Source organism: Hahella sp. HNIBRBA332 (genome assembly GCF_030719035.1).
GTDB lineage: Bacteria > Pseudomonadota > Gammaproteobacteria > Pseudomonadales > Oleiphilaceae > Hahella.
Window position 1 is genome coordinate 3957290 of record NZ_CP132203.1, and the last position, 14204, is coordinate 3971493.

Annotated in this window: 13 protein-coding genes; 4 read left to right on the forward strand and 9 right to left on the reverse strand. The window is 49.3% G+C overall.

Translation table 11 applies throughout. The features are described 5' to 3' along the window. Positions 1–88: 88 nt before the first annotated feature. From O5O45_RS17475 to ffh, 9 genes are all read right to left on the reverse strand, one after another. Positions 89–1384 carry a homoserine dehydrogenase gene (locus O5O45_RS17475; RefSeq protein WP_305900657.1) on the reverse strand — a complete coding sequence of 432 codons (1296 nt, stop codon included), beginning with the start codon at positions 1382–1384 and terminating at the stop codon, positions 89–91. A gap of 52 nt (positions 1385–1436) precedes the next feature. Then, positions 1437–2627, reverse strand: coding sequence for an alanine transaminase (gene alaC, locus O5O45_RS17480; RefSeq protein ID WP_305900658.1), 1191 nt, complete (start codon positions 2625–2627; stop codon positions 1437–1439). Positions 2628–3133: 506 nt separating this feature from the next. Beyond that, complete coding sequence (locus tag O5O45_RS17485; protein ID WP_305900659.1) at positions 3134–3877, reverse strand: DsbC family protein; 744 nt, start codon at positions 3875–3877, stop codon at positions 3134–3136. 148 nt (positions 3878–4025) lie between these two features. Then, complete coding sequence (gene xerD, locus O5O45_RS17490; protein WP_305900660.1) at positions 4026–4928, reverse strand: site-specific tyrosine recombinase XerD; 903 nt, start codon at positions 4926–4928, stop codon at positions 4026–4028. A gap of 92 nt (positions 4929–5020) precedes the next feature. Continuing rightward, on the reverse strand, positions 5021–5377 hold the full coding sequence (rplS, locus tag O5O45_RS17495; RefSeq protein ID WP_127972772.1) for a 50S ribosomal protein L19: 357 nt from the start codon (positions 5375–5377) through the stop codon (positions 5021–5023). Between the two features lie 29 nt (positions 5378–5406). After that, complete coding sequence (gene trmD, locus O5O45_RS17500; RefSeq protein ID WP_305900661.1) at positions 5407–6156, reverse strand: tRNA (guanosine(37)-N1)-methyltransferase TrmD; 750 nt, start codon at positions 6154–6156, stop codon at positions 5407–5409. Position 6157: 1 nt separating this feature from the next. After that, entirely contained in the window at positions 6158–6679 is a 522-nt protein-coding gene (gene rimM, locus O5O45_RS17505) for a ribosome maturation factor RimM (protein ID WP_305900662.1), read from the reverse strand. 21 nt (positions 6680–6700) lie between these two features. Then, on the reverse strand, positions 6701–6940 hold the full coding sequence (rpsP, locus tag O5O45_RS17510; protein WP_041598502.1) for a 30S ribosomal protein S16: 240 nt from the start codon (positions 6938–6940) through the stop codon (positions 6701–6703). 127 nt (positions 6941–7067) lie between these two features. Next, positions 7068–8450 (reverse strand): signal recognition particle protein, encoded by a 1383-nt coding sequence (gene ffh / locus O5O45_RS17515; RefSeq protein ID WP_305900663.1) that lies wholly within the window; start codon positions 8448–8450, stop codon positions 7068–7070. Between the two features lie 247 nt (positions 8451–8697). Here ffh and O5O45_RS17520 point away from each other — a divergent pair, with 247 nt between their 5' ends. From O5O45_RS17520 to O5O45_RS17535, 4 genes are all read left to right on the forward strand, one after another. Then, positions 8698–9504, forward strand: coding sequence for a cytochrome C assembly family protein (locus tag O5O45_RS17520; RefSeq protein ID WP_305900664.1), 807 nt, complete (start codon positions 8698–8700; stop codon positions 9502–9504). Between the two features lie 66 nt (positions 9505–9570). Continuing rightward, a complete protein-coding gene (locus O5O45_RS17525; protein WP_305900665.1) occupies positions 9571–10869 on the forward strand; it encodes an HlyC/CorC family transporter in 1299 nt (432 codons plus the stop codon). A gap of 172 nt (positions 10870–11041) precedes the next feature. Then, the gene (locus O5O45_RS17530) at positions 11042–11644 is read left to right on the forward strand and encodes a Yip1 family protein (RefSeq protein ID WP_305900666.1); all 603 of its coding nucleotides are present in this window, start codon (positions 11042–11044) and stop codon (positions 11642–11644) included. Between the two features lie 247 nt (positions 11645–11891). Continuing rightward, complete coding sequence (locus O5O45_RS17535) at positions 11892–14150, forward strand: DUF1631 domain-containing protein (RefSeq protein ID WP_305900667.1); 2259 nt, start codon at positions 11892–11894, stop codon at positions 14148–14150. Positions 14151–14204 lie beyond the last annotated feature (54 nt).

The window sequence follows — 14204 nt, forward strand, 5'->3', positions numbered from 1 at the left end:
CCTTTAGCGCAACGCCAATTACCGCACTGCGCGTTCATCTAATACTGTTAATCGAAAACCCTGCACCAGCAAGGCTTTCTAAATTTATTCAACTGAATGATTCAACGCGAATGCGCGTCACTTTACCAACCACGTCAGGGAGCGCCTCAATCACCGCCAGTGCATGGTTCATATTCTTTTCCTGCACTCGATGAGTCAGCATAATCATGGGGATCAGCCCGTCATGCTGCTCGCTTTCCTTCTGCACGATCGACTCAATATTGATGCTGTGTTCACTCAGAATCTGAGCGACATTGGCTAATACCCCTGGGTGGTCCTGCACAAGGATACGCAAGTAATAAGCGCTAACCACCTCCTCTACTGGAACCACCTTAAGGTCGTTGAGGTGCTCAGGGTTATGCCCCAGAGAAGGAACGCCAACCGCCACGCCTTGACGCGACGCCCTGGCGATGTCCACCAAGTCCGCAACTACCGCGGATGCGGTAGCCTCAGCACCAGCGCCAGCGCCGTAGTACAGAGTCGGACCCACTGCATCGCCGTCGACCATCACAGCATTCATAACGCCATCGACTTTTGCGATCAACTGAGTTTCTGGCACCAATGTTGGGTGCACACGCAGTTCGACACCGTGCTCCAAACGTCTCGCTATGCCCAGGTGCTTGATGCGATAACCGAACTCTTCCGCATACTGGACATCTTCAGGCGCAATCGCACTTATGCCTTCCGTATAGGCGCGCTTGAATTGCAACGGAATACCGAACGCGACAGACGCCAAAATGGTCAACTTATGCGCTGCGTCAATACCTTCTACATCAAACGTCGGATCCGCTTCAGCGTATCCTAATGCCTGCGCTTCTTTCAGCACATCCTCAAACGCGCGACCTTTGTCACGCATTTCCGTCAAAATGAAGTTGCCAGTGCCGTTAATAATTCCAGCCAGCCAGTTGATTCTATTCGCAGCAAGACCTTCACGCAGCGCCTTAATCACCGGCACACCACCGGCTACAGCCGCTTCAAACGCTACTGTGACGCCCTTGCGCGCCGCCAGCTCAAAAATTTCGCCGCCATACTCTGCGATTAGCGCCTTGTTGGCGGTAACCACATGTTTGCCGTTCTCGATCGCTTTGAGGATCAACTCTTTCGCGATTGTCGTGCCGCCAAGCAGCTCAACAACGACCTCCACTTCAGGGTCAGAAGTTACAGCGAAGATATCAGTGGTAAATTGCGTTGAGTCCAGCTCACATGCAGGATTCATCCGACGGGATGCGACACGGATTACTTCAATAGCCATACCTGCACGCGCCGCAATATCAACGCCATTGCGCGCCAGCACGTTAAAAGTTCCACTGCCTACAGTGCCCAATCCACAAATAGCTATTTTCATCTACCACGTCTCCACAACATTACGCGCTTATTATGGCGCATTTAAGAGTGCCTTAATCCAGTATCAAACCATCACTACGAAACATCGCCTTGATGCCCCGGATCGCCTGTCGCGTACGATGTTCGTTTTCAATCAACGCGAACCGCACATACTCATCGCCATAATGGCCAAAGCCCAGGCCAGGAGATACCGCCACCTTAGCTTCCAGTAGCAGTTTTTTAGAAAACTCCAGCGATCCCATATGACGATAGTGTTCAGGGATTTTCGCCCAGACAAACATGGTTGCTTTAGGCGGAGTCACATCCCAGCCAATACTATCTAAACCACGACATAATACGTCGCGACGGGACTGATACATCGCTCGAATTTCTTCCACACAGGACTGATCCCCCTCCAGCGCAGCAATCGCCGCCACCTGAATTGGGGTAAAAGTACCGTAATCTAGATAAGACTTAATCCGAGCCAAAGCCGCTATCAGTTCTGCGTTGCCACAACAGAAGCCAACACGCCAGCCAGGCATATTATAGCTTTTAGACAGCGAGAAAAATTCCACCGCCACTTCTTTCGCCCCAGGGACTTGCAATATCGAAGGAGCCTTATAACCATCAAATACGATATCCGCATAAGCAATATCCTGCACAACCCAGATTTTGTGCTCTCGGGCGATGGCAATGACTTTTTCAAAAAAATCCAACTCAACACATTGAGATGTAGGGTTGCCAGGGAAGTTCAATACCAGCATTTTGGGGCGAGGCCATGAATCAAGAATCGCCTTTTCCAATTCAGTGAAAAAAGCGTCGGTATCCTCACCCAATGGAATATGCCGAATATCCGCACCAGCAATAACAAATCCGTAAGGATGGATCGGATAACTAGGGTTCGGCACTAACACGGCATCTCCCGGCCCCATTGTCGCCAATGCTAAATGGGCAAGTCCCTCTTTAGAGCCAATGGTGACTATCGCCTCTTTCTCCGGGTCCAAATCCACATCAAAGCGGTTTTTATACCAGCGGGCGATGGCTCTTCTCAGCCTGGGGATGCCTTTGGACTGGGAATAACGATGCGTATCATCCCGCTGCGCAGTTTCAGTCAGCTTGTCGACAATATGTTTGGGGGTAGGCTGGTCAGGATTACCCATGCCAAAGTCAATAATATCTTCCCCCCTCGCTCGCGCCTGCTGCTTGAGCTCCCCAACGATATTAAAAACATAGGGTGGCAAGCGACTGATGCGCGGGAATTCCATTGCGATCTCCTGAACGGCAGAGAGTGAAGATTAAGATAAGTACATTATTGGGAACAGGCCACAATACCCCGCCCCCTGAAATGTGTCAACGCAGCGCTTATTTACAGGGAAAGAAAAAGAGATTTGCCCTTCTCCAATGCACCAGTTCAAGGAAAATGGCGCAGACAAAAAACTGTAGCTAACCTGTTAAGTAACTCCTTTTGACGCCCACTGATGTTGTGAAAATATTAATGAATTATAAAGCTGGCAAACTAATCCAACTTCACTTAGCAAAAACCCTTCCACTCATTCCACTGCTTATTGCAGGATGCGATAGCAGCACGCCCTTTACTGAGCTGAGCAACTATGAACTAAGTACGGAGTATCGAGCATGCCAAAAAGAAGGACTGTCTCCTGGCGGAGCCCAAAGATGCAACAACATTGAAAGGGAGTGCGAGATAAGAAGAAATGAGAAAAACTTTCGTTGCTAACGGAAGCCCTATCACGAACTTCCGCTAGCCAACCCCCTATTTGATGTCCAGACCCAAACCTTTGGCGAGAGAGTCCGCAGGAACATATCCAGGGATTAAGCGCCCATCGTGCAAAACGATTGCAGGGGTGCCGCTAATACCAATTTGATTACCCAAATTGTACTGATCGGCAACTGGATTTTTGCAGTCCTTGGATACAGGGTTTTTACCCAGCTTCGCTTCTGTCATAGCCCCCTGCTGATCATCCGCACACCAAACAGAAACCATTTTTTGATAGCTTCCCGAACCCACTCCCGCACGAGGATACGCCAAATAGTTAACCTGTACGCCCAGCTCATTTAAACGAGGAACTTCTTTATGAAGCTTCCGACAGTACCCACAGTCCACATCCGTAAAAACGGTGATAGATGCTTTTACCACCTCGGGCTTGAACACGATCATTTTTGACTCGTCAATTGAGTTAACCAATTCCGCACGAGTCTCTTCTCGCCGACGCTCCGCCAAGTTAGTAATTCGCCCCTCACTCACTTGATAAATATCGCCCGCCACAAAATATTGTCCATCAGCACTAGTGTACAGCAGTTGCGGATTATTGGACTCCACTTCATACACTCCCGGTATTGGGCTTGGACTAACCTTTAGGATTTTCAGCCCAGGCACAGCCTCAGCCAACCGCTGCTTGATCACTTTCACGGCTTGCTCTTGCTGCTCGTCGGCGCGCGCTCCGAAAGCGACCGACAGTGCCATTAATACCAATACAAAAGGGCGCATTACGTGCATGAATATACCTTCATCCGTTCTTGAATATATAATTAGACCCTAAAATTACACAAATGTTCCTATCAAAACTAGGTCAATTGTGTAACGTGAAATAGATTTAACCTTGCCTATTCAGACCACAGCTCAAATGAAGTAAATACGCAAAAAATCAGGAGCGAGGATGGTGTTTCGAATGTAGTTGTTGTAGCCGCGCCTTGGCTACATGGGTGTATATCTGGGTAGTAGACAAGTCGCTATGCCCAAGAAGCAGTTGAACAACGCGCAAGTCCGCACCATGATTCAACAAGTGTGTAGCGAATGCGTGACGAAGCGTATGCGGCGTTATGTTCTTAGCAATTCCACTACGCGACGCGTACAGCTTGATACGATACCAAAAGGTTTGTCTCGTCATTTCCCCGCCACGCAAACTGGGGAAAAGGACGCCATCCTCTCGCCCCCCTGTTAATTGAGGCCGAACACCTTTGATATAGACCTCCAATTGCTCTATCGCATGCTCACCCAGAGGAGTCAACCTCTCTTTATCCCCCTTTCCGACAACACGCAACACCCCCTGCCTCAAGTTAACCTGATATAACTGAAGCCCAACCAGCTCGGATACTCGCAACCCACTGGCGTACAACACCTCCAACATCACTTTATCGCGAGCCTCAATAGGTAGCGAAACATCCGGCTCAGTCAACAGCAGCTCAACTTCCGCCTCAGACATTGCGCCCGGCAATAGCCGCCCCACCTTGGGATGCTCAATCCGTAACGTTGGATCATCCTGAACAACCCCCTCCCTTAGCAGATAGCGGTAGAACTTTCGTAACGTCGACAACATACGAGCTGACGAAGCACTCTTCGCGCCTTGCTGCATGCGGACGGCCAAAAAAGAAAACAAATCCTCCCGGGAAGCCTCAACCAGCGTTCGCCCCTTTCTCTCCAGCCATTCCGCCAAGCGAACAAGATCAGACCGATAGGACATTCTTGTATTTTCAGACAGCCCCTGCTCCAGCCACAGCATTTCTATGAATCTATCTATAACTTCCTGGCAAGCCTGCGAAAAATCCATCCCAATCACCCCCTACCAAACCACCACTTTTGACCACAAACAAAAAAGGGTGGTCAAATGACCACCCTTTCCTGAAAGGACCAAAGCCAGAATTAATCCAGCTTTTCTTTGATACGAGCAGCCTTACCGCTGAGATCACGAAGATGATACAGCTTGGCTTTGCGAACGTCGCCACGACGCTTAACATTGATGCTGTCAACCAAACGACTGTGAGTCTGGAAAGTTCTCTCCACACCAACGCCATATGAAACTTTACGAACAGTAAAAGAGGAGTTCAGACCACGATTTCTTTTTGCGATCACAACACCTTCGAAAGCCTGCAGACGCTCACGAGAGCCTTCTACCACCTTCACACTTACAGTTACTGTATCACCCGGAGCAAACTCTGGGATTTCTTTAGTCATTTGCTCAGCTTCAAGCTGGCTAATGATTGTGTTTTTGCTGCTCATGGCTCGCTCCTAACTAATCCGAAGTAATCCTACGTTTCTGATATTAACTGCCCGCGCTGCAACTCTTGTATGATTTGAGCCTCTTCTTCGGATAGCTCACGCTGCTCGAGCAAATCGGGTCTGCGCTGAAGCGTTCTAAGCAAAGACTGCTCTAATCTCCAACGCCTAATTTTTTCATGATTGCCACTCAACAAAACCTCCGGAACTCGCTTATCGCGGTATACCTCCGGCCTCGTATAATGAGGACAATCCAGCAAGCTATTCTCGAAAGAGTCCTGCTCAGCAGACTCATTGTGACCGAGCACCCCTGGAGCAAGCCGAGAAACACTATCGATAATAGCCATCGCGGCAATCTCGCCACCGCTAAGAACAAAGTCACCCAAAGACCACTCTTCGTCGACTTCATCCTCAATTAATCTTTCATCAATCCCTTCGTAACGACCACACAGAAGAATTAAACCAGGGGCGCTTAAAGCCGAACGAACCAAAGCTTGATCTATTCGTCTTCCCTGAGGAGACAGATAGATAACTTTACTCCCCACAGGAGCCACAGATTTCGCCGCCTTCAATGCAGCTTCTAATGGCTCCACCTTCATCAGCATCCCAGGACCACCACCATAGGGCCTGTCATCTACCGTGCGATAGTTATCGGTTGCGTAATCCCTGGGGTTCCAACAGCGGACGTCTATCGAGCTCTGCTTTATAGCCTTGCCCACCACACCAAAGTCGGTAACCGACTTCAGCATTTCCGGAAATAAAGTTATGACGCCAAACCACACCTTAGAAATCCGGATCCCAGTCAACAACCATTAAATTCTTATCCAAGTCAATATTCTCTATAAATTGACCCGGCAAGTAAGGAATTAGCCGCTCACGCTTATCAATGCTTTCCGCATATCCTGTAACGACGAGCACATCATTAGCGCCGGTTTCAATCAAATGACTCACCCGCCCTATATTAACCCCTTCAGAGGTAAAAACAGTGAGCCCTTCCAATTGACGCCAGTAGTATTCACCCTCTTCCAAAACAGGAAGCTCTGACACCTCAATTTCAATCTGACTGCCAACATAGCTCATTGCCAGATCTCGATCATCCACATCAGCGAGCGCAATTACGATCCCTTTGCCCTGAGACTTCCCAGATCGTAGCTTTGCGCATGAGCGACTCGCATCTTCGCGCACCAACTCCCAATTAGCGTACCGAAGCATGTTCTCCGGCGGCGACGTGAAAGAGTGAACCTTCAGCCAGCCTTTTACGCCATACACACCGACGATCTTGCCTATGCAAATTTTCTCACTCATCGGCGTGTTTCACCAACCAGCTTAAGCGCTGGCCTTCACCAAATCACGAACGCGATCAGACATCTGGGCTCCACGCTCAACCCAGAACTGCAGACGCTCTGCGTCCACACGAATACGCTCGTCGTTACCACGCGCAGTGGGGTTGAAGAAGCCCACACGCTCGATGAAACGGCCGTCACGGGCGTTTCTGCTGTCAGTCACATTAAGGTGATAAAAAGGACGTTTCTTTGAACCGCCACGCGCTAGTCGAATTGTAACCATCTCAGTTTGAATCCTGTTGTAAAAAAACCAATGTTGTTGGCTCAACACCTGAAAGGGCGCATATTCTACGCAATAATTCAAGCATTGAAAACCTTTTTGTTTACTCTCTGACAATTAGACGTCAGAACTACCTCATACGCCCCATTGGAGGCATTCCTCCACCAGGCGGCATCATACCTCCCATGCCTCGCATCATATTCATGACGCCACCTTTCTTACTGAACTTTTTCATCATCTTCTGCATTTGCTTGTGCTGCTTAAGGAGGCGATTTACATCCTGAATTTGCAGCCCCGATCCAGTCGCTATACGGCGCTTACGCGAATTGCTTATCACATCAGGAAATCTTCTTTCATGAGGAGTCATTGAGTTTATCAATGCCTCCATATGCACAAACATTTTGTCATTCATGTGCTGCTGAGCTACCTGGGAGATTTGCCCCATTCCCGGCAGCTTATCCAGCATACCCGCCATACCGCCCATGTTTTTCATCTGCTGCAGCTGGTCGCGAAAATCTTCCAGATCAAAGGATTTACCCTTAATGACCTTTTTGGCGAGCTTTTCCGCCTTTTTCTTATCGAGATTGCGCTCAGCCTCTTCAATAAGAGAAAGAACATCTCCCATGCCAAGGATTCTTGACGCAACCCGGTCTGGATGGAATGGCTCCAGGGCGTCGACCTTTTCCCCCATACCCATAAACTTAATGGGCTTACCGGTGATCGAACGAACAGACAAAGCCGCACCGCCACGAGCATCGCCATCCGCCTTTGTCAAAATCACACCAGTTAAAGGCAGAGCATCATTGAATGCCTTGGCGGTATTCGCCGCATCCTGCCCCGTCATGGCGTCAACAACAAAAAGAGTCTCAATCGGATTGACTGCAGCATGTAGACGCTTGATCTCGGACATCATATCCGCGTCAATATGCAAACGCCCCGCTGTATCGACTATCACCACGTCATTGAAGCGCTTGCGCGCCTCAGCGATTGCCGCACTTGCGATATCAACGGGGTCCTGGTCAGCAGTGCTTGGGAAGAAGTTAACCCCAACATCCCCGGCCAACGTTTCCAGCTGCTTAATAGCAGCAGGGCGGTAAACGTCCGCACTCACAACCATGACAGACTTCTTGCGACGCTCCTTTAAAAACCGCGCCAGCTTACCTACAGAAGTCGTCTTACCAGCGCCCTGCAGGCCCGCCATCAAAATTACAGCCGGAGGCTGGCAATTGAGATTTAAGTCTTCATTCGCCTGCCCCATGACGGCGATAAGCTCATTCTGCACAACACGAATAAACTCTTGCCCCGGCGTCAGGCTGCGCATCACGTCCTGACCTACGGCCTTCGCTTTAACGCTATCTACGAATTCTTTTACGACGGGGAGAGCAACATCCGCCTCCAGCAAAGCCATGCGAACTTCCCTGAGAGTGTCCTTGATGTTGTCTTCAGTTAGTTTCGCCTGGCCGGTAATCTTTTTTAGGCTGTCGGACAACCTTTCCGTCAGACTATCAAACATATAGCGTTCCCCTTAATAATCAGGTATGTCGTAAAAGGGCTTGGATTATATCCAACCCTACGGCATACTTCATCTAACAAATGGACCCAGCCGAAACCTATTTTTCCAACTCTTTGTTTATCAGGCGACTTTCGGCGCTTTAAAGTAAGCGCAAGAATAAGCCAAAGCGCCTCATTTCCATAGGCAAAGACAGCAACCAGCAGGGCCAATACAGCTAACACACCCCAGCCGACATGACTGACATTTAATGAGCGTTGTCACCCTTAGCATAGTCGCTACTGTTTTTTACACTATCGCCACAGCCTTTCAATACGCTGTTTATGAAGGTAAAACGCCTCAACGCCCGCACTTAGCTGGAGCCATGGGTTTTCTAGCCGTCGCAGCGCACGCAGTTAGCGTCTGGCTGCTGAGCTCAACCTCTCTCGGCGCGGACTTTGGCTTTTTCAAAATCATCTCAATAATCAGTCTATTTCTTAGCGCCTTAATTGTTTCATTCGCCTACATCAAACCCGTACATAACCTAAAGCTGCTAATTTACCCAATAGCAATAGTAACAGTCATCGCCGCCGTCAGCTTCAAAGGGCCCACTCAGGTGGTAGAGCCTGGGCATGTAGGACTCATGGCTCATATCACCTTATCGGTCATTGCATACTCCGTATTCAGTCTGGCCGGGTTACAAGCCTTTCTTCTCTACGCCCAAAACAAGCAGCTGAAATCTCATATGACCGGCCGGCTAGTCAAAGCGCTCCCCCCCCTTCAAACCACCGAAGATATTTTATTTGAGATGATTTGGACAGGCTTGATCCTTCTCACTCTGGCGATAGTAACTGGCAGCTTCTTTGTCGAGGATTTGTTTGCACAACATTTGGCCCACAAGACAGCGCTTTCGATTCTATCCTGGCTAATCTTCGCCCTCTTGGCGATTGGTCGTAACTTATGGGGCTGGAGAGGCCTGCTTGCCGCCAGACTAACAATTGGCGGATGCTTGCTGCTGGCCTTAGGGTTTCTAGGCAGCAAGATCGCTTTAGAGTTTATCATTCAACCTCAAATCTGATCTTGACACGCATCCACGCGTTTCTATGATGACTTCGTAATCACAACAAATGGTTTAACGCTCCCCTTGAACGACTTATCCACCACCTTTCTACTCGTTGTTTTAATCATCCTGATAGCCCTTTCTGGATTTTTTTCCGGCTCAGAGACAGGGATGATGACGCTAAATCGATACCGTTTAAGGCACATGGCCAAAAACGGACACAAAGGCGCCAAACGCGCCAATGCCTTACTACAACGGCCAGACCAGCTGATTGGCGTCATCCTGATTGGCAATAACTTTGTCAACATATCCGCATCAGCAATCGCCACTCTTGTCGCCACCCGCCTATGGGGAGATCTTGGCCTTGCAATCGCCACCACTGCATTAACAATAACGGTCCTGGTTTTTTCTGAGGTAACCCCCAAAACACTCGCCGCCCTCTACCCAGAACGAGTAGCGTTCCCCGCTTCAGTGGCGCTAGTTCCTTTATTGAAGCTCCTCTACCCCTTTGTATGGTGCGTCAATCTTGCCTCCAACTCGCTATTGCGTCTATTTGGAGTCACTGAATCTCAGGCCGGCTCTGATCACCTGTCTCGCGAAGAACTGCGCACTCTGGTTCACGAGGCGGGAGTCCGCATCCCAAAACGACACAGACAAATGCTCCTAAGCATTCTGGACCTAGAGAAAGTCACCATAGAGGACATCATGATCCCACGAAATGAAATTACGGGGGTCGACATAGAGGACGACATCGATGAGATTGTCGAACAACTAAGATCAGCTCAACACACCCGGCTGCCCGTCTACCGGGGAGACATAAACAACATTATAGGCATCCTCCATCTCCGCAATGCCGCCAAATTTCTCACTCAGAATGAGATCAACAAGGCGATGATCATGCAAAGTTGCCGGGAGCCCTACTTCATTCCAGAAGGCACCCCGCTTAACACTCAGCTGTTTAACTTCCAGAAAGAAAAACGGCGAATTGCGGTCGTCGTAGATGAATACGGGGACGTACAGGGAATAGCCACCCTGGAAGATATACTGGAAGAAATTGTCGGCGAGTTTACCACCGATATCGCCGCCGCCAGCCCAGACATTACACCAATGGACGATAACCGTTACATGATCGACGGCTTTGCGACGATTCGCACGATCAACAAAATACTGGGATGGAGACTGCCCACCGACGGCCCCAAAACGCTAAACGGACTGATCATTGAGCTACTTGAAACCATCCCAGAAAATCCCACCTGTCTAAAGCTGCATGGGTACAATGTGGAAATCAAACAGGTCAAAGACAATGTCGTCAAAGCCGCAATAGTCCATGATCCATTTGCCCCCCCAAAGAGCAGCAAGAAGAAAAAGGCCGCCCAACAGTAGAATATTCCGCGCCGGAAACCCACTTAAATCAACTTCCGGCGCCCCTCCATATGCAGTTAGCGAATAAAAAAAAACCACTTAAAAGATCAAAATATAAGCTACTTCTTGACTAAAAATAGCTGGAACACTATGAAGTAATAGTGACCATAAAAATAAGAAGGAGGCTTCCTATATGATCCTGGGCCACACGTTAGGTCTTTTTACGCATCCCGATCAGGAATGGCTGTCAATACGCGAAGAGCGCGCCACAACCGGGCGACTGTACGTACAACACACGCTATTACTGGCCTTAATTCCAACCATTGCCGCCTATATCGGCTCCACGCAAGTGGGCTGGGCCATTGGCAGCGAAGAAACCGTCAAGCTAACGCAAGTCAGCGCCTTTAACCTGTGCGCGCTTTTCTACGTGGCGATGCTGTCCGGAATCTATATTCTGGGCAAATTCATCGACTTCATGGCAATTACTTATGGTGTAGACAAAAATGCGCCCAGAGGCATTGAGCTGGCTGCATACGCAGCGACACCATTATTTATCATGGGAGCTATAGCCGTTTACCCCAATATTTGGGTAGACATGTTCGCAGGATTAGTAGGGGTATCTTACTCTGTATACCTTCTTTACGAAGGTCTACCGATTTTGATGAAAATCCCCAAAGAAAGAGGCTTCATGTTCGCCACAAGCGTTCTGACTGTTGGCCTGGTCATGCTTGTAGCTTTGATCGCCACCAGTGTAGTAATTTGGAGCGTTGGCATCGGTCCAGTTTATACGAACTGAAGCTATTAACGCCCTTACCAAGGCGGTCGACCCTAGGGTGCGACCGCCTTGAATTGACCGAAATGATGCAATCCCGCCCCGGATGGCAAGACTGTTTTAGTAACTTATGGTAGATTTTTGTATATAAAGCCGTAAAATGGACGGCAATTATTATAACGACTCACCGCCGAACTCATACCCAAAAAAATAACAATATCTGTTGTCAGCTTGTTTTTGACGCCCCATTTGGGTGCAACAGGAGAAGTTTATGAATAAGGGGAGCGGTGTAAGTTACATTCGCGAGCGCGTGAAGGCTCACCCAAAGCCAGCGGATGAGCAGTTGCTTACGCGTATTCGCGATCACTCCATCTCAATGCTCCTTAATTTCCTCAACAGCATGTTCGATGGTGTTGATGATTCTTTCTTTGAACTAGCAAATCACGCTCATACAAACAATGAGCAGAATCGCTATTTCGAAGCCATGCGTGAAATCCGTATAAAGAGGAAGGGGATAGAAAACCACTTCCAGCAGGAACTCGCACGACTGTTCAATCAGCCGCCCTCTCAAAACAAATCCAGTGAAACATTGTCCGACAATGTTGATGTGGACGTACTGAGCTTAGTGCAGAACGACGCCTTGGAAGAGTCCGTCGCGATTAACAGCATGATCAGCAAAGCAAGAGCTAACTTCTCCGGCTCACTATTGCAGTTTCAGACACGCGTATCCAGTGTGTATGGCGAAACCAATGAAGAAAATGCGGTAAATCCATTAGATCCAGAGCACATCTGCAAGGCATTTTCTGACGCCTGTATCGGCCTTGATATCGAAATAAAAGAGAAGCTGATCGTTTACAAGCAATTCGACCGCTATGTAATGGGCAACCTGGTCGAGTGCCTTGAGGAAGCCAACAAAATTTTGATTCAGGCCGGCGTAATGCCCAACCTGAAATACACAGCCAAAAAATCCCGCGTCACTCCCCGGTCAACTTCCGACGTCTCCGCACGCCCTTTGGAAGCGCAAAGCGACGCTAACAGTTATGACAGTGCAGGCGACGTCTTTAGCCAAGTGCAGGAGCTGTTATCCGCTCTGAGAAGCACACCTCCAGGCTCTGAGCAGCAACAAGGCGCAAACGCTGGAGCCGGCGGACGTCAAGCGCCCCCCCCAGGAAATGTGCAATTCATTGCAGATGCAGACTTACTTTCAATCCTATCTCGTTTGCAGCACAGCGTTCGCACTGAGAATCTGGCGGAAGGGCCAGTCGTAGCGTTAGATCTGCGCTCAGCGGTACAAGGGCTGCTGACCGAAGAAAGCCAGAAGTCAGGCAAGGCGACAGCGCTCGACCAAGTAGATGAGGATCTCATCAACCTGGTCTCCATGCTCTTCGAGTTTATCCTTGATGATTACAACTTGTCGGCTCCAATTCAGGTTCTTATTAGCCGCCTGCAAATTCCCATTCTAAAAGTCGCGATCAGAGATAAAAGCTTCTTCAGCAAGCCATCCCACCCGGCTCGCAAGCTGTTAAACGCGCTGGCGAAAGCAGGTATTGGCTGGAGCGATGCATCAGAGAAAAAACGCGACAAGCTCTACGAACAAATTCATCGCGCCGTTCAACGCATCCTTGAAGAGTTCAACGGTGAAAGCGAGCTTTTCGAAGAGATATACCAAGAGTTCTCTCAATATTTAAGCCGCGAAGAACGCAAGGCGAAACTGGTTGAGCAGCGAACCAAAGAAGCGGAAATAGGCCGCGTCAAGTCTCACAAAGCCCATCAAGTGGTAGAGCAGATTCTCAGTGAAAAAATCGCGGCACAGCCTCTCCCCCCCGTCGCTGTTGAGCTGCTTCGCGGCGGATGGAGCCGCGTCATGTTCCTGGCCTACTTGAAAGAGGACACGGAGCATCGCTTGAATCAGTGCACAAAAGTGGTGGACGAACTGACTTGGTGCTTACAGCCACATGCCGAAGTTGAAGCCAGGCAGCGCTGGGTCAAAGTTGTTCCCCAGCTACTAAAAAACCTCAAAGCCGGCTTAAAAGAAGTCTCCTACAACTCCGCCAAACTTGAGCACATGCTGGGAGAACTGAAAAAAGCGCTGACAGAAACCTTCAAGCAACAATCTATAACCAGCGCACAGAATGACGCACCCAAGCCGCCCGTACCTGTCGCGGCAGTTATAGAACAAAAGCTCACTCCCGCTGCGAAAACAGCAGTAGAACGGCAGAGCGAATACGAGGACGCCGCGTTGGCTGAATATCTAGCCAAGGTAGATGAAATGGAGAGTGGAGCCTGGATCGAGTTTTCCCTGGTTAATGGAACTCGCTTCAGATGCAAACTATCCACAAAAATCGAGGACTCCGACACCTACATTTTCGTTAACCGTTTAGGTTTGAAAGTCGTCGAGAAAACCCGAGGCGAGCTGGCGCACGAATTTCGCAAAGGACGTATCAAAGCGCTGGAAGAAGGCCTTCTGTTTGACAGGGCGATGGACGCCGTTATCGGCAACCTGAGAAAGATGTCAGGCAAAGCAGCGTGAAGCGGAATAGGACTACCCGCTTCACATAACTGACGGAAACTCATTTCTACCGGA